The sequence below is a fragment of the Aureimonas pseudogalii genome (genome assembly GCF_014196835.1).
GTDB lineage: Bacteria > Pseudomonadota > Alphaproteobacteria > Rhizobiales > Rhizobiaceae > Aureimonas > Aureimonas pseudogalii.
The window spans coordinates 1-24,526 of the sequence record NZ_JACIEK010000027.1 but is presented as its reverse complement, the minus strand read 5'-3'; the positions used below and the strand labels follow the sequence as shown (position 1 = coordinate 24,526).

Annotated in this window: 23 protein-coding genes, 2 pseudogenes and 1 riboswitch; of the genes and pseudogenes, 13 read left to right on the top strand and 12 right to left on the bottom strand. The window is 66.9% G+C overall.

Translation table 11 applies throughout. From position 1 onward, the window contains the following. Window positions 1-220: 220 nt before the first annotated feature. Together GGR04_RS22580 and GGR04_RS22575 are read right to left on the bottom strand one after the other, a co-directional pair. Entirely contained in the window at window positions 221-994 is a 774-nt protein-coding gene (locus GGR04_RS22580) for an isocitrate lyase/PEP mutase family protein (protein ID WP_183202701.1), read from the bottom strand. Next, complete coding sequence (locus GGR04_RS22575; protein ID WP_183202700.1) at window positions 991-2,064, bottom strand: bifunctional transcriptional activator/DNA repair enzyme AdaA; 1,074 nt, start codon at window positions 2,062-2,064, stop codon at window positions 991-993. Before GGR04_RS22575 ends, GGR04_RS22580 begins: the two co-directional genes overlap by 4 nt. A gap of 298 nt (window positions 2,065-2,362) precedes the next feature. On the opposite strand from GGR04_RS22575, the gene GGR04_RS23770 reads away from it, so the two are divergent. Genes GGR04_RS23770 through GGR04_RS22560 form a run of 5 tightly spaced genes read left to right on the top strand, consistent with a single transcriptional unit; the run spans window position 2,363 to window position 6,166 of the window. Then, window positions 2,363-2,719 (top strand): type III PLP-dependent enzyme domain-containing protein, encoded by a 357-nt coding sequence (locus GGR04_RS23770; protein WP_210291941.1) that lies wholly within the window; start codon window positions 2,363-2,365, stop codon window positions 2,717-2,719. A gap of 24 nt (window positions 2,720-2,743) precedes the next feature. After that, a complete protein-coding gene (locus GGR04_RS23765) occupies window positions 2,744-3,307 on the top strand; it encodes a type III PLP-dependent enzyme domain-containing protein (RefSeq protein WP_210291940.1) in 564 nt (187 codons plus the stop codon). Continuing rightward, a complete protein-coding gene (locus GGR04_RS23760) occupies window positions 3,304-3,690 on the top strand; it encodes a type III PLP-dependent enzyme domain-containing protein (protein WP_210291939.1) in 387 nt (128 codons plus the stop codon). The genes GGR04_RS23765 and GGR04_RS23760 overlap by 4 nt, the downstream gene beginning before the upstream one ends. Then, window positions 3,687-4,751: a PLP-dependent cysteine synthase family protein gene (locus GGR04_RS22565; RefSeq protein WP_183202699.1), complete on the top strand. Its 1,065-nt coding sequence runs from the start codon at window positions 3,687-3,689 to the stop codon at window positions 4,749-4,751. Before GGR04_RS23760 ends, GGR04_RS22565 begins: the two co-directional genes overlap by 4 nt. After that, entirely contained in the window at window positions 4,748-6,166 is a 1,419-nt protein-coding gene (locus GGR04_RS22560; protein ID WP_246393566.1) for an MATE family efflux transporter, read from the top strand. The genes GGR04_RS22565 and GGR04_RS22560 overlap by 4 nt, the downstream gene beginning before the upstream one ends. On the opposite strand, the gene GGR04_RS22555 is transcribed toward GGR04_RS22560, so the two are convergent. The 10 genes and pseudogenes from GGR04_RS22555 to GGR04_RS22515 form a co-directional block, all read right to left on the bottom strand. After that, on the bottom strand, window positions 6,133-6,978 hold the full coding sequence (locus tag GGR04_RS22555) for an ABC transporter ATP-binding protein (RefSeq protein ID WP_183202698.1): 846 nt from the start codon (window positions 6,976-6,978) through the stop codon (window positions 6,133-6,135). The genes GGR04_RS22560 and GGR04_RS22555 overlap by 34 nt on opposite strands. A gap of 8 nt (window positions 6,979-6,986) precedes the next feature. Beyond that, window positions 6,987-8,027, bottom strand: a complete 1,041-nt coding sequence (locus GGR04_RS22550; RefSeq protein ID WP_183202697.1) for a FecCD family ABC transporter permease — start codon at window positions 8,025-8,027, stop codon at window positions 6,987-6,989. Continuing rightward, on the bottom strand, window positions 8,024-9,013 hold the full coding sequence (locus GGR04_RS22545; protein ID WP_246393564.1) for a FecCD family ABC transporter permease: 990 nt from the start codon (window positions 9,011-9,013) through the stop codon (window positions 8,024-8,026). Before GGR04_RS22545 ends, GGR04_RS22550 begins: the two co-directional genes overlap by 4 nt. 41 nt (window positions 9,014-9,054) lie before the next feature. Next, window positions 9,055-9,984, bottom strand: coding sequence for an ABC transporter substrate-binding protein (locus GGR04_RS22540; protein WP_246393562.1), 930 nt, complete (start codon window positions 9,982-9,984; stop codon window positions 9,055-9,057). A 528-nt stretch (window positions 9,985-10,512) separates the two neighbouring features. Further along, window positions 10,513-10,805, bottom strand: a pseudogene (locus tag GGR04_RS24165) (ABC transporter permease subunit); the annotation flags it as partial. A gap of 48 nt (window positions 10,806-10,853) precedes the next feature. Further along, window positions 10,854-11,303 carry a pseudoazurin gene (locus GGR04_RS22535; protein WP_183202692.1) on the bottom strand — a complete coding sequence of 150 codons (450 nt, stop codon included), beginning with the start codon at window positions 11,301-11,303 and terminating at the stop codon, window positions 10,854-10,856. Next, window positions 11,290-12,087, bottom strand: coding sequence for an ABC transporter ATP-binding protein (locus GGR04_RS22530; RefSeq protein ID WP_183202690.1), 798 nt, complete (start codon window positions 12,085-12,087; stop codon window positions 11,290-11,292). The genes GGR04_RS22535 and GGR04_RS22530 overlap by 14 nt, the downstream gene beginning before the upstream one ends. Then, window positions 12,084-13,115, bottom strand: coding sequence for a FecCD family ABC transporter permease (locus GGR04_RS22525; RefSeq protein ID WP_183202688.1), 1,032 nt, complete (start codon window positions 13,113-13,115; stop codon window positions 12,084-12,086). Before GGR04_RS22525 ends, GGR04_RS22530 begins: the two co-directional genes overlap by 4 nt. Next, complete coding sequence (locus GGR04_RS22520) at window positions 13,112-14,134, bottom strand: ABC transporter substrate-binding protein (protein WP_183202686.1); 1,023 nt, start codon at window positions 14,132-14,134, stop codon at window positions 13,112-13,114. Before GGR04_RS22520 ends, GGR04_RS22525 begins: the two co-directional genes overlap by 4 nt. Before the next feature lie 231 nt (window positions 14,135-14,365). Continuing rightward, window positions 14,366-14,640: riboswitch (cobalamin riboswitch) on the bottom strand. Window positions 14,641-14,982: 342 nt separating this feature from the next. After that, a pseudogene (locus tag GGR04_RS22515) lies at window positions 14,983-15,559 on the bottom strand (IS110 family RNA-guided transposase); the annotation flags it as partial. A 134-nt stretch (window positions 15,560-15,693) separates the two neighbouring features. Here GGR04_RS22515 and GGR04_RS24655 point away from each other — a divergent pair. The 8 genes from GGR04_RS24655 to GGR04_RS22475 form a co-directional block, all read left to right on the top strand. Further along, on the top strand, window positions 15,694-16,071 hold the full coding sequence (locus GGR04_RS24655) for a transposase family protein (protein WP_183202684.1): 378 nt from the start codon (window positions 15,694-15,696) through the stop codon (window positions 16,069-16,071). Window positions 16,072-16,639: 568 nt separating this feature from the next. Then, a complete protein-coding gene (locus GGR04_RS22505) occupies window positions 16,640-17,818 on the top strand; it encodes an ABC transporter substrate-binding protein (RefSeq protein ID WP_312857510.1) in 1,179 nt (392 codons plus the stop codon). Next, window positions 17,818-18,750: a carbohydrate ABC transporter permease gene (locus GGR04_RS22500; RefSeq protein WP_246393561.1), complete on the top strand. Its 933-nt coding sequence runs from the start codon at window positions 17,818-17,820 to the stop codon at window positions 18,748-18,750. Before GGR04_RS22505 ends, GGR04_RS22500 begins: the two co-directional genes overlap by 1 nt. Next, a complete protein-coding gene (locus GGR04_RS22495; protein ID WP_183202679.1) occupies window positions 18,747-19,571 on the top strand; it encodes a carbohydrate ABC transporter permease in 825 nt (274 codons plus the stop codon). Before GGR04_RS22500 ends, GGR04_RS22495 begins: the two co-directional genes overlap by 4 nt. Beyond that, on the top strand, window positions 19,568-20,632 hold the full coding sequence (locus GGR04_RS22490) for a LacI family DNA-binding transcriptional regulator (protein WP_183202678.1): 1,065 nt from the start codon (window positions 19,568-19,570) through the stop codon (window positions 20,630-20,632). Before GGR04_RS22495 ends, GGR04_RS22490 begins: the two co-directional genes overlap by 4 nt. Continuing rightward, window positions 20,619-21,707 carry an ABC transporter ATP-binding protein gene (locus GGR04_RS22485; RefSeq protein ID WP_183202676.1) on the top strand — a complete coding sequence of 363 codons (1,089 nt, stop codon included), beginning with the start codon at window positions 20,619-20,621 and terminating at the stop codon, window positions 21,705-21,707. Before GGR04_RS22490 ends, GGR04_RS22485 begins: the two co-directional genes overlap by 14 nt. A 133-nt stretch (window positions 21,708-21,840) precedes the next feature. Next, window positions 21,841-24,078 (top strand): glycoside hydrolase family 95 protein, encoded by a 2,238-nt coding sequence (locus tag GGR04_RS22480; RefSeq protein WP_183202674.1) that lies wholly within the window; start codon window positions 21,841-21,843, stop codon window positions 24,076-24,078. Beyond that, the coding region (locus GGR04_RS22475) for a hypothetical protein (protein ID WP_183202673.1) at window positions 24,075-24,526 on the top strand (452 nt) is incomplete at its 3' end. The genes GGR04_RS22480 and GGR04_RS22475, both read left to right, overlap by 4 nt.

Below are 24,526 nucleotides of genomic sequence, written 5' to 3'. Positions count from 1 at the left end.
CAAGCGTATGACCCGCCTGTTCGGCACAGCAAAGCTCATCGAAGCCATCCGGACCTGAGCACGCTGCCCCGTCGTCTTACACCTGCATACGGTTCACCTCATCGAGCCCATCAGCTACCGAGTTTTGACACGGCCTCGACCCTTCCAAGACGCTGCGGACTTCGGCATTACCGACTGCTACCGAACGCGAAGCGGACATCCGACGTCGGTGACGTCTGCCTCAAGGATGACCCGCGACGGACCCCGCACGGCGTTCCAACTCGGCCGCCATGGCGACGTACGGCGCAGGCCCCAGGCTGATCCTCGAGACGCCGAGCCTCGCGAACTCCCGGACACGCTCCGGCTCGTCCGACGCCATGACGTTGATCGGCAACGTTACCCGTTCGCAGAGCGTTTGAAGGAGCGACGGATCAACGAGGCCGGGCACGAAGAACCCGTCCGCTCCCGCCTCGGCATAGGCCTTCTCGCGCAACAGAGCCTCGTCCAGAAGGACGGCGTGGTCGCTGCCAGGGTCCGCCTTCAGGAACACGTCGGTCCTGGCATTGATGAAGGCGCGAACGCCTGCCTCGTCGGCGGCACGCCGAACTGCCTTTAGTCGCTCGACCTGCTCGCGAACGGGATACAGTCCCGAACCGTTCACGACCTGGTCCTCGAAGTTCAGGCCGACCGCGCCGAGCGCGAGCAGTCGCCGGACGTTCACGGTGACCAGACCGGGATCGGCGGCGTAGCCCCCCTCGAAGTCCACGGTGACGGGCAGGTCCACGCTGCGCACGATCCGTCCCACCAGGGTCAGGACATCGTCCAGCGGCATCTCCTCACCGTCGCCATAACCCTGCGCCGCGGCGACCGACCAGCTTCCCGTAGCGATCGCCTTCGCTCCCGAACGCGCGACCGCCGCGGCGCTGCCAGCGTCCCAGACGTTGTAAAGGACGATCGGCTCGCTCCGGACGTGGAGATGTCGGAACTCGTCTGCTTTGGCGATGATGGCGGTCAACGGACGGTCTCCTGCTTGAGGGTCTTGAGTTGGCGCTCGATCTCGATCAGGCGCTGCTTACGCCAGAGACCGCCGCCGTAGCCGGTCAGCGCACCGTCCGACCCTATCACCCGGTGGCATGGGATCATGAGGGCGATCTGGTTGGCGCCGTTCGCCCGCGCCACCGCCCGCGTGGCGCTCGGGCGACCGATTCGGCGGGCGATCTCGCCGTAGGACCGCGTCTCGCCTGCGGGGATCTCGCGAAGCGCGTCCCAGACCTCACGGGTGAAGGCACTCGCCGACAGCGCCAGCGGTGTCTCGAACCGATCGGACCGGGCCGCAAAGTAGGTGGCGAGTTCGGTTGCCGCCTGTTCGGTCGGTGGCGTCGAACCGATCCCGACCGGCTCCTTCGTTTCCGCCTGCAAGCGTCTGAGTTCTGCGGGCAGGCCCTTGCGGTCCACGAACTCCAAGAGGTGAAGGTGCTGGCGGCTGCCGACCGCGATCATGTCGCCCAGCGGTGTAGGAACCCAAGTGGCCTTGAGAAGACTGTCAGTCCGCAGGTCCCCCGGCGCGCATCCCAGCAGCCGGGAGAAGGCGGCACGGAAGGCGCTCGGGGACTCGAAGCTCGCATCCTGCTGGGCCTCGATGACCTTGCCGCCGCCCGCCAGTGTCTCGAAACCCTCTCGAAGGCGTCGCTGGCGCGCCATTTCAAGAAAGGTCATGCCGAACTGGCGCCGGAAGCTCCGACGCACCGTGGACAGGTCGTAGCCGAGACGTTCCACGTGGTCTTCGGACCAACGCAGGTCGGGCCGCTCGTCCAGCGCATGCAGGAGGGCGCTGATGGTCGGGTCGGCCGAGGCGGCAGCCTGCAAGGGATGGCATCTTTTGCAGGCCCGATACCCCGCTTCGATGCAGTCCTCGATCGTTGGGAAGAAGGTGCAGTTCTTGGGCTTCGGCTTGCGGGCCGGACAGGTCAGGCGGCAGAAGACGCCGGTCGAGGACACGCAGACGAAGGCCTGTCCGTCGTAGCGCTCGTCACGCGCCAGCAGGGCCGCATAGAGGGTCGGTTGGTCGGGAAGGTCGAACAGCATGCATCCCTTCTACGACGCTGTGCCGAGCAAGGCCGCCCGGTTTCGGGCGCCTATTTCCGTCGGGACGAACCATCCGCTTTCCGGGAAAGCTGACATCGACGGCTGTCCCAGGCTACGACCGCTTTCCATCTGTGGACGCCCCCTTGGGCGCAAGCGGTTTCTGTCGGGTAGGCACGATGTCGGACGAGCGCGTCTTCGCGTTCTCGAGCGGCATGATCATCACCGACATCCCCGTCGCCCATGCCCTGGCGACCCGCGCGATCTCGGCAGGACGCGGGCGGAGGATCGAACTGTGGACATGCCCCCCGTTCTTCAGGCTCGCGAGGCGCCTTGGGCCAGCGCGGCGCGGCAGGACGAGGCACTCCTCGACGCCATCGCGCACACCGTTTCGGGCCCGTTCCACCTGATCCATCCCGGTCGGTTCGCCGAGAACCTCGGCTCGTTCCAGAACGCATTGCGCGACCATGGCGTCGCGGGCTGCGTCTACTTCGGCAAGAAGGCCAACAAGGCGGGCGCCTGGCTGCGCGAGGTCGCCCGTCTCGGCGAAGCGGTCGACGTCGCGAGCGTGCCCGAACTCGCCCATTGCCTTGCCAACGGCATTCGGGGCGAGGATATCGGCGTGACGGGAGCGGCCAAGAGCGACGAGTTGCTTTGACTCGCCTCCCGGCATGGCTGCACGGTGGCGATCGACGCACTCGACGAGCTCGACCGGGCCATCGCCATCGCAGGAGACGAGCGGTCGCTGAGGATCCTGCTGCGCGTTCTTCCACCGAACAGCCCGCACAGTCGGTTCGGCTTTTGCGAGCGCGATCTCCAGGCCGCGCTGGACCGCTGCGACGAAAGCCGGGACCAGATCGCAATGGAGGGCTTCTCATTCCATCTCGACGGCTATGCGGTCGCGCCGCGCGCCGAATTCGCCGCTGCCCTGGTGAAGCGCTGCATGGAGGCGCGCGAGCGCGGCTTTCCCGTCTCAGCGATCTCGATCGGCGGCGGCTTCGCCTGCTCCTACGTGGAGGAGGCGGACTGGCGCGCGTTCCTGGATGGCCTCGATCCGTCCCAATTCCATTCCGGCAAGCGCTTCGAGCGCTTCTACCATACTTCCAGGCGCCGACCGGGGCCGCAATGCTCGATGCCATCCTGCGAACGGAGTTCGACGGGCGGTCCCTGGCCTCCATGCTCTTGGCGGCAGGGATCAACCTGTACCTCGAGCCGGGCCGGGCGTTGCTCGACGGCGCGGGAATGAGCGTCTTTCCGGTGCTGGGCTTCAAGCGCAACGATGAGCACGGCATCGTCACCGTTGCCGGCCTCAGCATGAGCCTGTCCGAGCAGTGGAAGGGTAGCGAGTATCTTCCGTCCCCGATCCTGATCCAGCGCGGCCCGTCGCGGGATCAGACGCCGGTGCAAGCAGCGATCGGCGGCTCAAGCTGCATGGAGTACGACGTCCTGACTTGGCGCAAGGTGGGGTTTCCAGCAGCGCCCCGCGCCCGCGACCTCCTCGTCTATTCCAACACCGCCGGCTACCAGATGGACAAGAACGAGAGCGAGTTCCACCAACTGCCGCTGCCGCCCAAGATCGTCCTGACGCAACAGGGCGGACGCTTTCTCTGGAGGAGGGACGACCGATGACCGCCGAAGCCTCGAAGACGGAACGCGTGGCGGCGAGCGCCGCCGATCTCATCGGCCGCACGCCGCTCATGGAACTCACCCGGACCGGAACGGGGAGCCGGCTGCTTCTCAAGCTCGAACAGTTCAACCCAACTGGATCGACCAAGGTGCGCATGGCCCGCGAGATGGTCCTCGCTGCCAAGCGATCCGGCGCCCTGAAGCCCGGCGGACACATCGTCGAGCCGACGTCGGGCAACACGGGGACGGGTCTCGCGCTCGTCACGATCGAACGGGGCTACCGCTTCACGGCCGTGGTCGACCGCCACGCCTCGAAGGACAAGCTTCGGGCGAGGGAGGCGATGGGAACCCGCCTCGTCATGGTCGAGGGCACCGGAACGGGGCCGAGCACCGTGGAACGGCGCCGGATTGCCGGCGAGATCTCGCGCGATACGGGCGCCTTCTGGCCGGACCAGCATCACAACCCGAACAACAATGCGGGCTATGCAAGCCTTGCCGGCGAGCTTCTCGATGACCTCGCGAGCGACGTCGACTATCTCATCGGCGCGGTGGGGACGGGCGGCACCATGTGCGGAACCGTCAAGGCCTTGCGCGAGCGCGGATCGGCCGTCACCAGCATCGGCGTCGAGCCGAAAGGGTCGATCATCTTCGGGAACCCAGGCGGAAAGTACTGGCAGACCGGCGCGGGCGCGCCCGCCGGCTTCACGGTTGGCCCGAACGTCGAGCACGACCTGATCGACGAAGGCGTGACCGTATCGGACATGGACGCCTTCACAACGGCCCGGGTGATCGCCCGGCGGACCGGACTTCTCGTCGGCGGCACCGCGGGCGCTGCGATCTTCATCGCGCTGAAGCGCCTCGCGATCGTGGAGCCGGGCAGCACGATGGTCGCGCTTGTCTGCGACGCGGGCGAAAAGTACCTCGACACCGTCTACGACGATGCGTGGCTCCTGGAGCGCGGTCTCCTGAACGAGCCAGCGCATCAGCGGCTGAACCGTCTCCTGGCAGCGTTCGAGGAGTCGCAGCGGCTCGCGATGATCGATCACGCTCGGACGGGAACATGACCGGGATGTCGCGGGCCACGCTCCGCTACCGGGAGATCATCAGCCTTTCGGCGCCGATCGCCGGTATCCAGTTCGCGCAGGTGGCGCTGACGACGGTCGATCTGATGATGATGGGGCTGATCGGCGTCGGGGCGGTCGCTGCGGGCGGCCTTGGGCTGCTTCTCTACAACCAGCTCCGGACGATGTGCGTCGGCATGGTCACTGGCGTCGGCAATCTCGTCGCCGGCGCCGTCGGCCGTGCCGAAAAGCGGACCGGTTCAGTCGGGATCGACGACGAGGGGCGCGAGGAAGTCCGCGATCTCGTCCGCGCGGCGCTCCTGATCGCGACCCTCGTCGGCGTTGCGGCGGGCGGGTTCCTTGTCGCGCTCGGGCATGTTCTGCCGCTCCTCGGGCAGGATCCGGCGGTGGTCGCGCTGGCGCAGCCCATCATGCTGACGCTCGCGCCGGGGCTGCTGCCGATGGTGTGGATGAACGTCCTGCGCCAGTTCGCTGTGGGAATGCGCAGGCCCGGCTCGCTGCTCGTCGTGACGCTGGTCTCGATCGGCGTCAACGCGCTGCTCAACGCGGTCTTCATCTACGGTTGGCTCGGGCTTCCCAGGCTCGGCCTTGCCGGCATCGGCCTGTCCACAACGCTGGTCCAGGTCTGGACCTTCCTTGTCTACTTTCGCATGATCCGGCGAGATGCGACGCTGCGCGAGCTTATGGTGCTCGACGGATGGCGCGCCAGACGGGCGACGGTCGCGCGGATCGCGAGGATGGGCACGCCGATCGCGCTGACCTACGGGTCGGAGGCAGCCATCACCTCGATCGCGTCGCTGTTCATGGGCACCTTCGGTCCCGTGGCGCTGGCAGCGTCTAACGTGGTCAATCAGCTCGCCTATATCGTCTACCAGGTGAACATCGGCTTGTCGCAGGGCACCTCGATCCTCGTCAGCCGCGCTCTCGGCCGGGGCGAGACGGACGAGATCGGCCCGATCGCGCATCAGGCTTTGGCGATCAGCCTCGCGCTCATGGGAGCGATCGGCCTCGTCTACGTCCTCGCGCCGCACGTGGTTCTCGGTGCGTTCCTCGGCGGCCAGGAGGACGGAGCGGTTCTGGCGATGGCCTCCGTGCTCCTTTGGTTCGCCATCGCGCACCAACTTTTCAAGGGTTCGCAGAACATCTGCGTCGGGCTCCTGCGGGGCCTCGGCAACACAAAAGCGGGGCTGTGGAACACGCTGATCGGCTATTGGCTGATCGGCATTCCGGCCATGGCGCTGTGCGCCCACACCGCCGCTTGGGGCGCCTATGGCGTGTGGTTCGGCCTCTGCCTCGGCTTCGGTGCGACGAGCCTGCTCCTGTGGGTGCGCTTCACAGCCGAGCTTCGCCGGTTCACCGCCGCTCAAGGGGAAAGCGATGGCGTTCCGGCGGCTTGAGCTCCTTGCGCGGGCGTCGATGCGAGACCGCGGCGCCGCAAGAGGTCGACGTCGAAATGCGGCGGCGCGCCGGGGGCGATGTCGACGAAGCGCCCGCGGACGCGGAACACGCGCTCGATCAGGCCGCTGGCCGCGAGCGCATCCGGCTCGCCATCAAAGACACAGATGCCGCCTTTGAGAACGCTTATTCTATCGGCGATCGACAGAGCCTGATTCAGGTCGTGAATGGCCATGATCACCGCGACCCCGCGCTCCCGGCTCAGGCGATGCACGAGATCGAGAACCTCGACCTGATAGCCGATGTCGAGAAAGGAGGTCGGCTCGTCGAGGAGGAGGATGCGCGCTTCCTGCGCCAGCGCGGCGGAGATCCAGGCGCGCTGGCGCTCGCCGCCGGACAGGGCGATCAGCCGCCGCTCGGCGAAGTTCGAGAGGCCCGTGCAGTCCAGCGCCCAGGCGATCGCCGCCTCATCCTGCGGCCCGTAGGCGCGGAACAGGCCGACATGGGCGAAGCGTCCCTGGCGCACGAGCTGGCCGACCGTCATCTCGTCGGGGGCGACGGGCTGCTGCGGCAGGAAGGCGAGATGACGTGCCACCTCGCGCCGGCTCATGGCGGTGACGGGGCGCCCGTCGATCTCCGTTCGACCGGAAGCCGGGCGGACGAGGCCTGCCAGCGCCTGCAGCGCCGTGCTCTTGCCCGACCCGTTCGGGCCGATCAGCGCCCGCACCTCGCCGGGCTCGAGCTGGAGGCCGAAGCCGCTGAGGGCGGTTCGCGGGCCGTAGCGGACGGTGAGATCGGAAGCTGCGAGCGGCATGGGCGGCCTCAAGGGGTTCGACGCAGGAGGACGATCAGAACGGGGACGCCGCAGATCGCGGTGACGACGCCGATCGGGATCTCGTCGGCCTGGCCGATGAGGCGGCCGACGAGGTCGCAGAGCGTCACGACGCTCGCACCGAGCGCGATCGTCAGCGGCAGCACCAGGCGGCTCTCGCCGCGTGCCAGTGCGCGGGCGAGATGGGGCACGATCAGGCCGACGAAGACGATCGGGCCGACGACGCCGACGGCGCTTGCGGCAAGGGTGCAGGACAGGACGAGGACGAGTGAGAACTGCCGGCGATACGACAGCCCGAACGAGCGGGCGACGACGCCGTCGAAGCGCAGCAGCTCGACCGGGCGTCGAATGAGCGGCAGGATGGCGAGGCCCGCCAGGGTGAAGGGGGCGAGGAAAAGGGCGTGCTCCCAGCGCCGCGCATAGAGACTGCCAGACAGCCATTCGAGCAGGACCTCCACGCGCGTCGAACCCCAGCCCGCCACGAGCCCGAGCGCCAGGGACTGGAGAAGGGCGCCGACGGCGATGCCGCAGAGCGTCAGCCGCAAGGGGCCGAGCTCGAGGCGAAAGGCCATGAGGTAGATGACGCCGCCCGCGGCGAGTCCGCCGAGCGTTCCGACCGCGGGCATCCAGGCCGTCGGCATGTCGACCACGGTGTTGGAGCCCGGATCGTGGCTGTAGACGGCGATCATGAGGAACAGGGTGACGGCAAGGGTCGCACCTTGCGAGACGCCGATGAGCGAGGGATCGGCCAAAGGATTGCGGGTGACCGTCTGGAGCAGCAGCCCCGCCACCGCGAAATGCACGCCCGCCATCATGCCCGTCACGATGCGAGGCAAGCGGATGTCGAGGATGATCGAGCGGGCTTCGGGATCGCCGTGCCCGGTCAGCACTGCCGCGACATCGGACACCGGCAGGTCGGCAACGCCGAACAGGACGGCGAGGAGGGGTGCCGTCACGGCGAGAGCGAGGAAGACCGGAAGCAGCCAAGCGGGCGCCCGCCGGTTGGCGGCGGGATCGTTCGCCGGCCTCATCGTCCCACCTTGGCGGCGAAGCCGTCTGGGCGCTGGACGAGGTAAAGGAAGACTGGGCCGCCGAGGAGGGCCGTCATGATCCCGATCGGTAGCTCCCGCGGGGCCGCAAGGCTTCGGGCGAGGAGGTCGGCGACGACCACCGTCAAGCCGCCGATCGCCACCGCCAGCGCCATGGTCCATCCGGGTCCGGGCGGGCGAAGCAGCCGCGCGATGTGCGGCGAGGCGAGGCCGACGAAGGCGATCGGTCCGGCGACCGGTACGACGCCTGCGACCGGCAGAACGGCGAGAGCCAGGAGAACCGGCCGCCAGCGGGCGAGGTGCAGACCCATGCCGGCGGCGGCATGATCGCTGAGGGCGAGGAGACCGACGACGCGCCGCGCGGCGAAGGCGCCGCAGAGCCCGATAGCCACCCAGGGCGCCATGGCCGCGACCTCCGGCCAGGACCGGCCCTGCAATCCGCCGGACAGCCAGAACAGAAGCGAGGGAACCTGCGGGCCGCTGACGAGCAGGCAGTAGGTCGTCACGGCGTTCAGGAACAGCGACACGCTGATACCCCCGAGCGCCAGGTGCAGCGGGCTCGCCATCCGTCCGGCGGCGACCGAGAAGGTCACGGCGGCTGCGACCAAGCCGCCGACGAACCCGACGATCGGATACCAGACGGAGGACAGGGACGGCAGGAACACGAAGCAGGCGACGATCGGCGTCACCGCCCCCGCCGTAACGCCAGTCAGGCCGGGACCGGCGAGTGGGTTGCGCGTCACCGTCTGAAGGAGATAGCCCGCCAGCGCGAGCCCCGCGCCCGACATGAAGGCCGCAAGGCTTCGCGGCAGGCGCAGGGTCCAGACAAGCACCGTCTCGACGCGGCCTTCCGATGAGACGAGCGCGCCGAGCGCGGTGTCGAGCGGCAGCGTCCGGGTACCGATGGTGAGCCCGCCCAGGATCGCGGCTGCCGCGACGATGAGGAGGCCGGCGACCAGAAACGGCATCCGAAGCTCGGCGCGCGTCGGCGCAACGAGGCGCCGTTCGGTCATTTGAGGAGGGAGGGAGGAACGAGCTTGGCGGCCTCCGCCCGGACGTCCACGGCTGGGAAGGTGTCTGGGTAGAGATAATGCGCCGCCTCGCGCAGCACGATCTCCCTGGCGATCGGACCATTGGTCTCCACCCATTGGTCGCCGACATAATGGACGCGCCCGTTCTTCACGGCCGAAAGCTGGCCCCAGATCGGGTTGTTCTCCTGGGGGCGGTCCGGCCCGCTGTCGTAGACGAAGATGACCTCGGGATCTTTCTCCAGCATCGCCTCAAGGCTCATCTCCATGCCGAAGCGCCCGCCTTGCGTCATCGGGCCGACGATGTTGTCGCCGCCGAGCGCCGCGACGATCGAGGCCGCCGTGTTCTCGGTGTGGAAGGAGAACGGCGTGTCGCCGGCCCACATGATCTGGAAGCGCGGATGGGTGTCCTTCGGCACGCGGGCCACGGTCTCGGCGAGGTGCTGCTTGAAGGCGGCGTTCAGCGCCTCGCCGCGCTCCGGTTGGCCGAAGGCCTTTGCGAGCTCGGCCACCTCCCGGAAGCTCTCGTCGTAGCGCTCGATATTGTAGGCGAGATAGGGCGCGACCGCCTCGAAGGCCGGTGCGTTGCCGATCGAGTAGCGCTTCATCGCGACGATCAGGTCGGGCTTGAACTCTGTCAGGAGTTCGAGATTGGGCTTGGCGCGCTGGCCGAGCGGCGCCATGTCCTTCGTCAGGCCGAGCAGGAAGTCCGGATCGCGGCCCTTGGTCATGTAGGTGACGGCGAAGCGCTCCGGCTCGACCCCGAGCGCCAACCCGACATCGACGGCGAGATAGGAGATGGCGGCGATCCGCTGCGGGTCCGCCGGCGCCTCGACGCTGACGCCGCGATCGTCGTTTACTGGAATGGTTCGATTCTGCGCGGTTGCGGCGGTGAGGGTCACAAGCATCATACAGGACGCTGCCAGTAAATTAGAACAATTCCACATGTCAAGTTCTCCGATCGCGGTTCGCTATGCTCGAAGCGTTACCGAATAATTATGACATATACAATCATGTTTCGACCCGCCGGACAGAGTGCAATCGATCCATTAAGGTCACGATCGTAAGCGGCTTGAAGTAATAAGCAAGACGAAGCATTTTTCTTTTTGGATCGCTGACGACTAGTGGTGAAAGTGGGTTTTTTGCTGCCTGTTACGGAAGAGACAGATACTCGGCGAGCAAGATCGACTTCAAAATACCCGTACATCCGGGAAGCATGATGTGCCGCACGCTAATGGCACCCTATCGCTTTCCCTAAACCTCGCCATTTGTGGGATAGCTCGCTACGATCCCGCTGGCAGCTTACCGCCAAGCTCGTCCAGAAGCGGACTGTCGCCTTACCACCCTACATTGCCATCACAATCTTGGCTCGGTACGGGCACTGTCGGTTGCCTTGATTGACATGACGGGATGTCTCGACCGAAAGCGCTTGCCTCACCTCGCGCCCGCTTGCGCTGGCAATGCTGGTCGATCACGATGGCCGCTACGATGATCATCCTTTTCACGATCTCCTGATAGGAGGCGTCGATCCGGAGAAACGTAAAGCAGAAGGTCATCACGCCGAGGATGAGGACGCCAATCCACTGTTCCCTTGATGCGGCCCACACCTCCCGCCACCGATGACGGCCGCAGCGATGGCGTCGAGTTCGTAGGACACGCTCATGCTCGCCTGCCCGAAAACCGCCCTTGCTGAGGTGACGATCCCCGCGACGCTGAGAAGGGTTCCAGCGATGGATCTCCTCCTTGAGATCGAAGTTGCCCTGCGGAGGGACCGCGTCCGTCAAGGAGCAAGACGCGTCAGGCCTGCCCCCGCGCCGATTTCGCCGAACCGCTTCCTAACGCGTGCCGGAAGGGCGTCGTCGATAAACACGTCAGGCGCCGTCGCCTCACCAACCTTCACCAGCGTCACCATGCCCATGCCGAGATGGGGTGAGCACTTGATGCCGTAGAAGCCGGGACGGTCGAGCGTGACGGCGATCTCCTCGTCGATCTGCCCCTTGAAGCCCTCGAACCCGTCGGGTGCCATGCCTTCGATGAAAGCCGCGTTGTGGCTGCGGTGTCCGACGCGAAACTGAAGCGTGTCGCCGGGCGCGAACTCGACATAATCAGGCTCGAACACCACGGAGCCGTTCGTGCCGCGGTTCAGCATCCTCACCTCCACGGTCTCCGCCAAGACAGCGCCCGGCGCCGACATGAGGACGAGGGCGATCAACGCGCTACGAAGCCTCATGGATTGGATCCTTGGGTCTGGTCGCGGGGACGGCGTAGCGGATGAGGCAACGCCCGTTCGGCGACGCTTCGACGAAGGCGCGGACCTTGAAGGTCTCGGCGATCCGTTCCGGTGTCAGGACCTTCGCCGGGGCACCGAGTGCGACGAGACGGCCGTGATCCATGACGGCGATGCGGTCGGCGAACATGGCGGCATGGTTGAGATCGTGCAGCGCCGCCACGACCGTGATGCCGCGCGAGCGCACCAGCGCGAGAAGGCCGAGCTGGTGCTCGACGTCGAGATGGTTCGTCGGCTCGTCGAGGATCAGGATCCGCGGTTCCTGCGCAAGGGCGCGGGCGATGTGAAGCCGCTGGCGCTCGCCTCCGGAGAGCGACGGCCATAGCCGCTCAGTGAAGGGCGTCATGTCGACGGCGTCGAGCGCCGCCGCGACGATCGCATGATCCGTCTGCGACAAAGGCGACAGGGGCCTCAGATGCGGCGTGCGTCCGAGCTCGACCACATGGCGGGCCGTCAGGCGCTCGCCGGTCCCGGCCTGCTGCTCGACGAGCGCGAGCATCTTGGCCAGATCGCGCCGCGCGATGCCCTCGACCGGCCTGCCGTCGAGCGCCGTCGTTCCGGCATGGGGCCGCTTCAGGCCCGCCAGCATCGAGATCAGCGTCGTCTTGCCCGACCCGTTCGGACCGACCAGCGCCAGGAACTCGCCCGGATGCACGTCGAGCGAAACGCGATCGACGATGGGACGTCCGCCCGCTTTGAAAGTGAGATCCATCGCCGCCATTCTCATCGCGTCACCGGGCGGCGGATGAGGATAAGGGCGAAGGCCGGCGCGCCGACGAGCGCGGTCATCACCCCGATCGGCAGGACCTGGCCTGGGATCACCGTTCGCGACAAGACGTCGGCGCCGATCATGAACAGCGCGCCGATGAGGGCGGATGCAGGCAGGAGCGCGCCGTGGCGCACGCCGACCACGAGCCGCGCCGCATGCGGGATGACGAGTCCGACGAAGCCGATCGAGCCGACGATCGAGACCATGACGGCCGTCATCAGGGCGGTGGCGCCGATGAGGACCACGCGCACGCGACGGACGGGCACGCCGAGCGAGGCCGCCGCATCCGGCCCGAAGGCGAAGGCGTCGAGCGCGCGAGCGTGGAGAAGGCAGACGACGAGACCGCCCGCGGCGATCGGCACGGCGAGCCAGACGTCCGGCCAGCGCACGCCGGAGAGATTGCCGAGCAGCCAGAACATGATGCCCCGCGCCTGCTCGGCATTGGCGGACTTGGTGACAATGAGCGAGGTCAGGGCGTTGAAGAGCTGCGACCCGGCGATGCCCGCGAGGATGATCGCGACTGGCCCGCGACCGGCGAGGACCGCAAGCGCCGCGACGAACCCGAAGGCGACGACCGCCCCGAGAAGCGCGCCTGCGGACAGAGACAGCATTCCGCCGCCGAAGCCGAGGATCGCGACCGACACCGCGCCGCTCGATGCCCCTGCCGAGATGCCGAGGAGATAGGGGTCGGCCAGCGCGTTGCGCAGGAGCGATTGGAGCACCACGCCCGACACCGCCAGCGCCGCCCCGCAGGCGGCCGCCACCACCGCCCGCGACAGGCGGTAGTTCCAGACGATGCCGGCGTCGATCGGGTCGAGCGCGTAGCCGGCGTCCCACAGGCGGTTGGCGACGGTCCGCGCGACCGTTTCGAACGGGATGCGCGTTTCCCCCACCGCCGCGCCGAAGACCAGCGCGGCGAGAAGAAGCGTCAGCGTCGCCGCCGTGACGCCGAGGATGCGGGCGGAAACGGCGGCGGTGCCGTTCACTTGGCGAGGCCGGCCTTCTGGAGCGCATCGGCGAGGACCTCGATGCCCTCGATCGTGCGGATCGTCGGGTTCATCGCCTGCGCATCCATCTCGACGATCCGGTTCTCTTTCACCGCCGGCATCAGGCTGGCGACCGGGTCCTCGTGCAGGAACTTCAGCTTCACGGCGATGTCGTCGGCGGGGAAGCGGCGTCGGTCCATCCGGCCCGCGACGATGACGGTCGGATCGGCCCGCGCGATCGTCTCCCAGCCGACCGTCGGCCATTCCTCCTGGCTGTCGATGACGTTCCTGACGCCGAGCGTCGACAGGATCGCGCCCGGCGCTCCGCTCCGCCCGGCGACGTAAGGATCGATGTCGAGTTCGGCCGAGGAGAACCAGAACACGGCCGAGACCTCGCCCGTCAGGCCGGCGATCTTCGCCTTCGCCGCCGTCTCGCGAGCCTTCAGCTCGGCGACGACCTCCCGCCCGCGGTCCTCGACGTCGTAGATCCGGGCGAGGTCCATGACCTCCTGGTAGACGAGGTCCATGGAGAAGCTCGCGGTGCGCACGCCGTCGCCGCCGCTCGAATTGTCCTTGCCGATGCAGTCGGCGGGCGAGGTGTAGACGGGAATGCCGAGCTCCCCGAACTGCTCGGGCGTCGCGACGACGCCCTCCGGCCCGACCTGCCACTGGAACTGCGTCGTGACGAGATCGGGACGCTCGGCGACGACGCTCTCGAAGCTCGGATCGTTGTCGGCGAGGCGCTTCACCTTGGCGTTGGCCTCCTCGTAGCCCTTCAGCACGGGGCCGACCCAGAGGGCGGTGCCCGCCACTCTATTCGACAGGCCGAGGAGATAGAGGACCTCGGTCGTCGACTGGCCGATCGAGACGGTGCGCTCCGGCGCCTTGGCGAAGGTCAGTGTCGTGCCGCAATTCTCCATCGTCAGCGGATATTGCGTCGGTGCGGCGAGCGCCGAGCCGGAGGACAGCGCGAGCGCGAATGCGCCGGCGACGGCGGACGGAATGCGGGCATGGATCATGGAAGGTATCCTTGAAGGGAGCGTGCGGGAAAGGGAGCGTGCGTGAGCGGACGAGCCTCGGAGGCCGCGCGGAGGCGGGTCTTCGGCTGCGAGCGCGCGACGGATCGTTCGGGCGAGCCTCAGGGCCGCGCGCGATCCCGGCAGGGTGGCGACAAGGAAAAGGGTTCGGCACGGTTGTGCCTACGAAGAGCCGTCATGGGCATCCTTTCCGAGCATCCCCGCTCGAGACAATGGATCGATCGCTTGACGGCAGGTCTCCTGGCTCGCGGAGGTCGCACCGATCATCTGCCTTCCCACGACGGCCCGGGGGCTCTCGCAGTGGCATGGCGCCGGGGCGACCCGGCGGCCCGCCGAGACGCTCCAAGAAGCGTCACGGGGATGATCGGCATCCGCTTACAGTTGCGGGGGCAGCCACGGTTTCGGCCCCGATTGGGTCGTCCTCACCGTGTTCCCTTTTAATCCCCCGGGCTCGTCGCCGCGGGGAAACCGTCGCACCCTGCTTACGCGGCAGCACATGACGACGTCAATGATCGACACAAGGGATGTCTGCTTAAGTAAGCCTACGATCCAAAGTGGACCGTCCGGTTTCCATCTGTGGACGCCCCCTTGGACGCAAGCGGTTTCTGTCGGGTTGGCACGTTGTCGGATGCTGCCATCTGTCCGGCCTCTGACGCAGCGTGTCGCTGCGGGCCCGTATGGGAGTTCGCGGACCGGAACCAAAACACCCACGGCGTGCTCGCTGGCACGGTGGAAACCACTGGTTCTTCCGGCCCCGTCTCACTGAGCGTTGTGCCATACCCTCCTTCGACCGACCTCGCGTCCCGACGGCCTCTGACGACGACCTCGGCTTACGCCTCGGCCGCCATCGGAGCTCGGTAAGTTCCGCCCTTCGTCAGAAGGGCCCAGACGATTCGCGCCATCTTGTTGGCCAGCGCCACCGTCACCAGCATGCGCGGCTTGCGTGCCAGCATTTGTTCGAGCCACGATCCCCTTCGCCGTCCCGCGCCGCGTGGCCTGAAGGATCACCGCGCTGGCTCCGATGATGAGAAGGCGCCGCAGCGTTCGCTCGCCCATCTTCGAAGTCGCGCCGAGCTTCTGCTTGCCGCCCGTCGAGTGCTGCGACGGCGTCAGTCCGAGCCAGGCGGCGAAGTCGCGCCCTTTGGCGAATGTCTCGGCTGCTGGTGCCAGGGCCGTCAGAGCCGTCGCGGTGATCGGCCCGATCCCCGGAATGGTCATCAACCGGCGCGCGGCTTCATCCTCGCGGGAGCGCCGGGCGATCTCCTTGTCGAGAACGGTGATGCGCTCGTCGAGATCGGCGAGGAGGTCAAGCATGACGCGGAACATCGAGACGGCCGCCGGCGGCAAGGAGGCGCCCAACTTGTCGTCGAGCAGATCACTCAGCATCGAGACGTAGGCAGGCCCCTGGAGTGGCTCCCTTGGGCCGGACAGGTGTCAATGCCGACTGAATTTTGGTTCTCCCGCAAACTGTGTGAAGTTGATGGGCCATTTTGGGTGCGGGCGACATATCGCGGGATTGGCAATGAACCCGAGATTCTGCGATGTCCCGCCGCCTTCTTCCCCTCGTTCCAGACGCGATCCACGTGTGCGAGGTCGTCAACAAACCTGAATGCGTCGTCATCTGCGGTCGTATGAAGCCTGGTCCAGTGGCTTGTCCGATCTGCGGAACGCCGTCGACCGCATGCCATGGTCGATACGATCGAACGCTTGCGGATCTTCCTTGGCAAGGCAGGCCGGTCCAGTTGCGCCTTCGGCTCCGCCGTTTCACCTGTCGCAATTCGGCTTGCCATCGGCAGACCTTCTGCGAGCGGCTCGATGCCGCGGCAAGGCCGTTTGCCCGCCGATGGCCGCTGCGTAGGAACAAAGAGCTTCTCGGCACTTCGGCGCCGGGAGGAGCCAGGCAAGATGCCCAAGCGTGATGACCCCGAGGGGCGACACCTCGATGTCGATCAGACCGTCCGTTGCAATGCGCCTTCGAGCGCGACAGTTTGATTGAGGCGAACGAAATGGCGGATCTCATCGTGGCCAACGGTCCAGGACCGCGCTCACAGGCCGGACATGTGACTGCACCGTCCGACGGAGATTGACGCGACGGTCACCTTGCAAACCGGGCCGTTCCACATATGCAACGGAGCCCGCGCAACAGATCGAGCCGCCTCGCTCATTCCGATCCCATCATGGGAGGGCCCGACTGGGTCGATCCCGAAGAGAAGCGTGATCCGCAAGGGATCGAACGTCAGCCAGGGCAAAAGGTCAGTTCAGGGGCGCTTGACCTCAACATGTCGAATAGAGCAGAGTCATCTTAGTTGACATCGGTTCAATTTAGATGGAAGCTGTCTTGCCGACTGGGAGGCGGCCTTCATGAATTTTGATGTTTCGTTTTCGGTGTCTCGCTCGCAAGCAGGCTTTGCCAGAAGCGTTTTGCTCGCGCTGGTGGCAACAAGCTGCGCAGGCGGATCGGCATCGGCCGCGCCGTCCGGTGAGCTTGTGGTCCTGCAATGGCTGACGGGGTCCGAGGCCGAGAGCTTCAAGCGGATCGAGGCCGCCTTCGTGAAGGCCTATCCGGACGTGACCGTTCGCGAGGTCGTGGTGACGTGGTCGGGCGATGCGCGGGGCAGCGTGCGGACGTCCCTCATGGGCGGCGAAAGCGCCGACCTCCTCGTCAACACGTGGCCGACCTTCCGCGCAGAACTGGCCGACGCGGGCCTGCTGCGCCCGCTCGACGAGACCTACGAGGCGAAAGGCTGGGGCGAGACGCTCGATTCCGCCTGGCGCACGCTCGGCTCGATCGACGGCAAGCTGTACGGGCTGACCTACACCTATGGCGACCGTTCCGGCATCTGGTACCGCAAGCAGACCTTGACGGATGCCGGCATCGAAGCACCGCCTAAGGATTGGAACGCCTGGATCGCGAGCTTTGCGAAGCTGCGCGAGAAGGGCGTCACGCCCCTCGCCGTTCCCGCCAAGTTCTGGGCGCATGCCGAGATCTTCGAGACGCTAATCCTGCGCATGCAGGGAACGGAGTTCGCGCGCGCCCTCGCCCGGCACGAGGTCGCCTGGACCGACGACCGCGTCAAGGCGGCCCTGCGCAAGTGGCGCGAGCTCATCGACGCAGGCTGCTGCGCCGAGCCGGCGACGATGTTGAGCACCGATTGGGACAATGCGGCCGATCAGGTTCTTCAACGGCGCAGCAGCGCCTATGTGCAGCTCGGCATGTGGATCAGCAGCCGCGCCGAGGAGACCTACAAGCTGAACGGCGAGACCGACTTCGGCCTGTTCCAGTTTCCGGCCATGGGCCTCGGCCACGACGATGCCGCCAGCATCGACAGCAAGGAGTTGGTCTCCCTCGCCAGCGGCGGCAATCCCGAGGCGGCGGACGCCTTCCTAGACTTCATGATCGGCAAAGAGGCCGCGACGATCCTGGCCGAAAGCGGCCTGGCCTCTCCTTCCAAGCTCGTCGATCCCTCGATCTATCCACCCGCGATCCAGGCCTCGAACGCCTTCGTCGCCGGGTCCGACGCGACGTTCGTCCTTGGCGACACGCTGCCGGGCGAACTCGCCGACGAGTACCGCGTGCAGCTCCAGCGCTTTCTGCAGGACAGGAGCGACGCCAATATCGACGCGGTGACGCAGGCTCTCGAAGCCAAAGCGGCGAGCCTCCCATAATGTCCACCGCTACGCCGTCGCGCGCGCCGGGGCTGGCGCAGGCCGGCGCCGGAAGGCGCTGGTATCGGTCGGACGGGGGCGCTGCCCTCGTCCTTCTCGTCCCCATGCTCCTGCTCTTCGCCTGTTCGGTCGTCTACCCTCTCGCGGAGACGATCCGCCTGTCCTTCTACGACGCGCGGGGTCTCGGCGTGCCCCGCTGGATCGGCCTTCGCAACTACGCGACGCTGGCCGCCGATCCGAGCTTCCGCTCAGCGCTCATTGCCACCCTGATCTGGACCCTGGCGACGACGGCGCTGTCGGTCGGCATCGGTTGGGGTCTGGCGATCCTCTGCGCCTTCGCCCCCCGCGCGACGTCTCCCTTCCGCCTGATGATCTTCAGCGCCTACGGCATCGCGGAAGCGGTCAGCGGGTTCATCTGGCTCGGCATCTACCGACCGGACGAAGGCGGCCTCCTCAACGCGATTCTCGGTGCCATCGGGCTCGGCGCCTTGCAGCATGCTTGGCTCGGCGACACGTCCACCGCGCTGGCCGGCATCGTCGTCGCCTATGCCTGGACGCAGGTCGGCCTGCCCCTCATGACGTGCTTCGCCGCCGTGCGCACGATCCCGAAGACCATCTTCGAAGCGGCCCATGTCGATGGCGCCCGGCCGCTCTCCCTCATTCGTCACATCCTCGTACCGTTGTCGCTGCCAGGCCTGACGGTCGCCGTGTTCATCAATCTCCTGAACAGTCTGCGCGCCTTCGACATGATTTTCGTGCTGACGGGCGGCGGTCCGGCGCGCACGACCGAGACCGTCGGCTACTTCATGTATCGAGAGTCCATGCTCCAGTTCAAATTGGGCTACGGCGCCGCAGCCACAGTGGTGCTGCTCGTCGCCGTGTTCCTCGTGTCCGTTCCGCTCCTGCGCCAGCGCACGGCGGAGGCGACATGATCGGCCGCACGCCCGCCTGGATCCCCCTTCTCGTCGGCCTCGTCGCCTTCGCCTGGATCGTGCCGCTCGTCGGCCTCGTCATGACGTCGCTGCGTCCACCCGGCGAGATCGCCGCCGGCGGCTGGTGGAGCCTCGGCGAGGTGACGTTGACGCTCGACGCATGGCGGTCGGTCTGGACGACATATCCGCTGGCCTCGGCCTTCTGGACGTCACTCTCGCTGACGGGTCTCGCCACGCTCCTCACCATGCTTCTTGCCCCGGCTGCGGCCTACGCCTTCCAGTTCCTGGCCTTTCCGGGCCGGCGCGTTCTCCTCGTCGTCGTCGTCAACTCCTTCGTTCTCCCCCAGCAGGTCGTCGTCATTCCGCTCTTCACGCTCTGGCGCGATCTCGGGATGATCGACAACATCTGGTCGGTGGTGATCCCCTATGTCGGACTGTCCTTCGCCTGGTCGGTCTTCCTGGTGAAGAACTTCCTCGCCGACTTTCCCAAGGAGCTGATCGAGGCGTCGCGCATCGACGGCTGCTCGCCGATCTCGACCTTCCGGCATGTGGTTCTGCCGAACGCGATGACGCCGATCGCGGCGATCGGCATCCTGCAGTTCCTCTGGAGCTGGAACTCGATGCTGCTGCCGATGCTCTATCTGCGCAGCGACCTGCCGCTGACGGTGCTTCTCGCCCGCATCGCCGGATCGTTCGAGCCCAATCTTGACCAGCAGGCCGTCGCCGCCATCGTCACGATCGCGGCTCCGCTTCTGGCCTTCATCATCTTCCAGCGCTTCTTCGCGATGGACGCGCGCAATCGGTCCGGAGGCAAGGAATGAGCGAGGATCTGGAACGGCGCAAGCGTCCGACGATCCACGACGTCGCGCGCCAGGCGGGCGTCGCGGTCGGGACCGTGTCGCGCTATCTCAACGGGCAGGACGTGCGCGCGGGCAAGCGCGCGGAGATCGAGCGGGCCGTCGAGGCGCTCGGCTTCCGCCGCAGCGCGCTGGCCGCAGCCATGAAGGGCGAGCGCACCGGCCTCGTCGGCTTCATGGCGCCGGACTTCGACGAGTATCACTCGGCGCTTCTGAACCACCTAGCGCAGATCCTGCGCCAGAGCGGGCAGAAGCTTCTGACCTATTCCCACGCAACCGACGGCTCGCTGCTGCGACAGTCCCTGGACTTCCTGGTGGAGCAGCGCGTCGACGCGCTGGTCATGGCGGGCCTGCCCAACTCGCAAGGCATCCTGTCGGCCTTCCACGACGAGGGCATTCCTGTCGTCGTCTACAACAACGACGTGCGCGGCGAACGACTCGACCGGGTCTTCGTCGACAACGTCAAGGCAAGCAGCCGGGCGGTGGGGCATCTCGTCGATGTCGGCCATCGCAAGATCGCGCTCGTGACGGGGGATCCGAAGGACTCGACCGGCGTCGAGCGGCGGTTGGGCTACGAGGAGGCCTTGCGCCGTCATGACATCCCGATCGATCCGGCCTACGTCTTCGTCGGCGACTGGAAGACCGAGGCCGGGTACAACGCGCTCCAGGGCTTCATGGCCCTTTCGGATCCGCCGACCGCGATCTTCTCCTCCAACTACCGCATGACGACCGGCGTGCTCGAGTGGCTGCGCGAGCACGGACTGCGCACGCCCCAGGACATCGCCATCGTCAGCTTCGACGACGTCGACCTCTTCCGCCTCTACGACGACGGCATCACCGCCGTCGCCCAGCCGCTTCCGCTGATCGCGGAGGCGATCGCCGGCTACGTCGCCACGCGTCTCGGCGACGGCGAGGTGCCGGACATCCGGTCCCGCACGATCGAGTGCAACATCATCCTGCGCGGCTCCACCCGCCGGCCCCTTCCAGCTTCGCCCGCCGAAAGGTTCGGTCATGACCGGTATTGAGCTTCGCGGCATCGACAAGACGTATGGCTCGGCCAAGGTCATCGAGGGCCTCGATCTTCACCTCGACGAAGGCCTGCTGACGGTGTTCGTCGGTCCGTCCGGCTGCGGGAAGTCGACGCTCCTGCGCATGATCGCCGGGCTGGAAAGCATCTCGCGCGGCGAGGTGCGGATCGGCGGGCGCCGGGTCAACGAGGCCTCGCCGACGGAGCGCGGCGTCGCCATGGTGTTCCAGAACTACGCGCTCTATCCGCATCTGACGGTGCGCGACAACATCGGCTTTCCCCTGCGCATGGCGGGCATGAAGCGGGAGGAGATCGCGGCCAAGGTCGCGCGGACCGCGGCACGGCTGCGCATCGAGGCGCTTCTCGCTCGCAAGCCCGCCGCGCTGTCCGGCGGCCAGCGCCAGCGCGTCGCCATCGGCCGGGCCATCGTGCGCGATCCGAACGTCTTCCTCTTCGACGAGCCCTTGTCCAATCTCGATGCGGAGCTTCGCGTCCAGATGCGGCTGGAGATCGCAAGCCTCCACAAGACCCTCGACGCGACGATGATCTACGTCACGCACGACCAGGTCGAGGCGATGACGCTGGCCGACCGGATCGTAGTCATGCGCGCCGGGCGCGTGGAACAGACGGGAACGCCGATGGACCTCTACGACGATCCCGACAACATGTTCGTGGCCGGCTTCATCGGCTCGCCGCGGATGAACCTTCTGCACGGGCGCGTCGATGCCCGCGTCGAGGGTGGGGTCCGCGTCGTGCTGCGCGATCTCGAGACGCCGCCGGTCGCGGTGCGGATCGACGCCCGTCTCGAGCCCGGCAAGCCGGTCGTGCTCGGCCTGCGGCCGGAAGCCTTCTCGCCAGCGGGCGACGTGTCCGTCCGGGTGGTCGCGGACGCCGTCGAGAATCTCGGCGGCAGCGCCTTCGCCTATGTGCGCCTCGGCGAGGGAGACGGCGAACCGCTGACGCTCGATCTCGGGAGCGATCGCACGATCCGGGCCGGCAGCCCGGTCGTCACCGCCTTCGCTTCCGATAAGGCGCTTCTCTTCGATCCCGAAACGGAACGGCGTATCCGCTGAATTCAGCTGCGACGAGACGGTGACTCAAGCCGCCTCCAACCAGTCGTTGCCGCCCGCGACCATTTTGATCGAACCCTCGACCGGCCGCGCCGCGTCGACCGGTTTTCCATGTCCCTGCGAAAGACCGACATCCATGACGACTGACGAACTCTGGTACGAACGCCCGGCCGCCGTCTGGACCGAAGCCCTTCCCGTCGGCAACGGGCGCCTCGGTGCCATGGTGTTCGGCGGCGCCTGGAGCGAGCGCTTCCAGATCAACGAGAGCACGTTCTACAACGGCGGACCGTACCAGCCGATCAATCCCGAGGCCGGAGCGAACATCGGGCGGGTCCAGGCGCTGATTCTCGAAGGGCGCTATGCGGAGGCCGAGCGCCTCGCCTACGAGAAGGTCATGGCCTCGCCCGACCTCCAGACCTCGTATCAGCCGATCGGCGACCTGCATCTGTCATTCAACCATGACCTGACCACGAGCGACTACCGTCGCTCGCTCGATCTCGACACCGGGATCGCGACCACCGGGTACGAGTGCCGGGGCGTCCGCTTCCATCGCGACACATTCGCAACGGCCGTGCACGACGTCATCGTCTGCCGGATGACGGTGTCCAAGCCCGGCGCCCTGTCATTGTCGGTTCTGATGAGCAGCCCGCAGAACGGCGCGGCCGAGGAGCGTTGCGACGACACGATCGGATATCTCGGCCGCAACCGCACCCAGAACGGCATCGCCGGCAGGCTGCGCTTCGCATTCCGGGCGCGCGTTCTGCCTGAGGGCGGACTGTTCGACCGGGGCCCAGAGGCGATCCGAGTGCGCGAGGCGGATGCGGTGACCCTTCTCATCGACGCAGGAACGAGCTTTCGCCGATACGACGACGTCGGCGGCGACCCGGAGGCCGAGACGCAGCGTCGGCTCGACGAGGTGGCAGCCATTCCCTACGAAACGCTTCTGGCCGACCATCTGGCCGACCATCGCCGGCTCTACCGCAGCCTGTCCCTCTCGCTCGACGGCCCCGACCGGACGCAGATCCCGACGGATCGGCGCATCGCCGAGTTCGCCAGCGGCGACGATCCCGATCTCGCCGCGCTCTACGTTCGGTTCGGTCGCTATCTCGCCATCACGAGTTCGCGGCCGGGCACCCAGCCCGCCAATCTGCAGGGCATCTGGAACGACGAGATCCTGCCGCCGTGGAACAGCAAATACACGGTCAACATCAATCTCCAGATGAACTACTGGCTGTCCGACCCCGCCAACCTGTCGGAAACGTTCCTGCCTTTGATCGAACTCGTCGAGGACGTGACCGAAACCGGGCGCGCCATGGCGAAGGCACATTATGGCGCGAGCGGCTGGGTGCTTCATCACAACACCGATCTCTGGCGTGCCACCGGGCCGATCGACGGGCCGCCATGGGGCCTGTGGCCGATGGGCGGTGTCTGGCTCTGCGCCCAACTGTACGATCACTGGCGCTTCCAGCCGAGCCGCGCCCTGCTGGAGCGCATCTTCCCGCTCATCAAGGGCGCGGTCGACTTCACCCTCGACACGCTCATAGAACTGCCCGGCACCGATCGGCTCGTGACCTGCCCGTCGCTCTCACCGGAAAACTCGCATCCCTTCGGCTCGACGCTCTGCGCAGGGCCGGCCATGGACAGCCAGCTTTTGCGCGATCTCTTCGCGGCTGCGATCGATGCCTCCGAGCGGCTCGGCATCGAGGCGGACTGGCGTCGCGCGGTGGCGCTTGCCCGCGAACGCCTGCCCGACGACCGGATCGGTAAAGCCGGCCAGTTGCAGGAATGGCTGGAGGACTGGGACATGGAGGCGCCGGAGCCGCAGCATCGTCACGTCTCCCATCTCTACGCCTTGTATCCGAGTCTGCAGATCGACTTGCTGGAAACACCCGAACTCGCGGCAGCGGCGGCCGTCTCGCTGGAGCGGCGTGGCGACGACGCGACGGGCTGGGGCATCGGCTGGCGCCTGAACCTCTGGGCACGGCTCGCACGCGCGGACCGCGCTCACGAAGTTCTGGAGCTGCTTCTATCGCCCGAGCGAACCTATCCGAACCTCTTCGACGCGCATCCCCCCTTCCAGATCGACGGCAATTTCGGCGGCGCGGCCGGGATACTCGAGATGCTCGTCCAGTCCAGGCCCGGCGAGATCCGCCTTCTCCCTGCCCTTCCCGACCGCTGGGCACACGGACACTTCTGCGGCGTGCGCGTGCGCGGCGGCCTTCTGGTCGACCTGGAATGGCGTGACGGCCAACTCGTTCAACTCGCCCTGACGGCCGAGAATGCAGGCGCCGTCCGCATCCGCCATCCCGGCGGCATCTTCACGGCAAGCCATCTCGCGGGCAGGACCGTCTTGGCACTGGACGAAATGACGTGACCGACCTCGGCGCGACCGGGCATGAGGCTCCGTCGCCATCGAGAGTCGTCAAGAGGACACTTGCAACGGACAATCGAACCGAACCACACGAGCAACCCTACTTTGCTCATCGCATCGAGGGTGCGCGGCAGATCGAGCAGTTGAACGAGTCCAATTGGCCGCCGATCCGGCTTGAGGCGATGGCCGGGAGCATGGAGATTGCCGGCGCCAGAAAAGAGCTTCTCTGCCTGTGGCACACCCGGGCGAGCGAGGGCTACCGGATCGTCCCGAAATACGAGGCGGATCTCGTCAGCATCCGGTTCATCACGCAAGGGTGCCTGCTCCGGCGCAACACGCGCGAGACGTTCATCGGGCAGCCCAGCCGCGCCATTCTGGTGGGGTTCGGCGAAATGCGCGAGGAACAGGCGTCGAGGGCGTTCGAGTCTCTCGGCGGCACGATCAGCCGCGA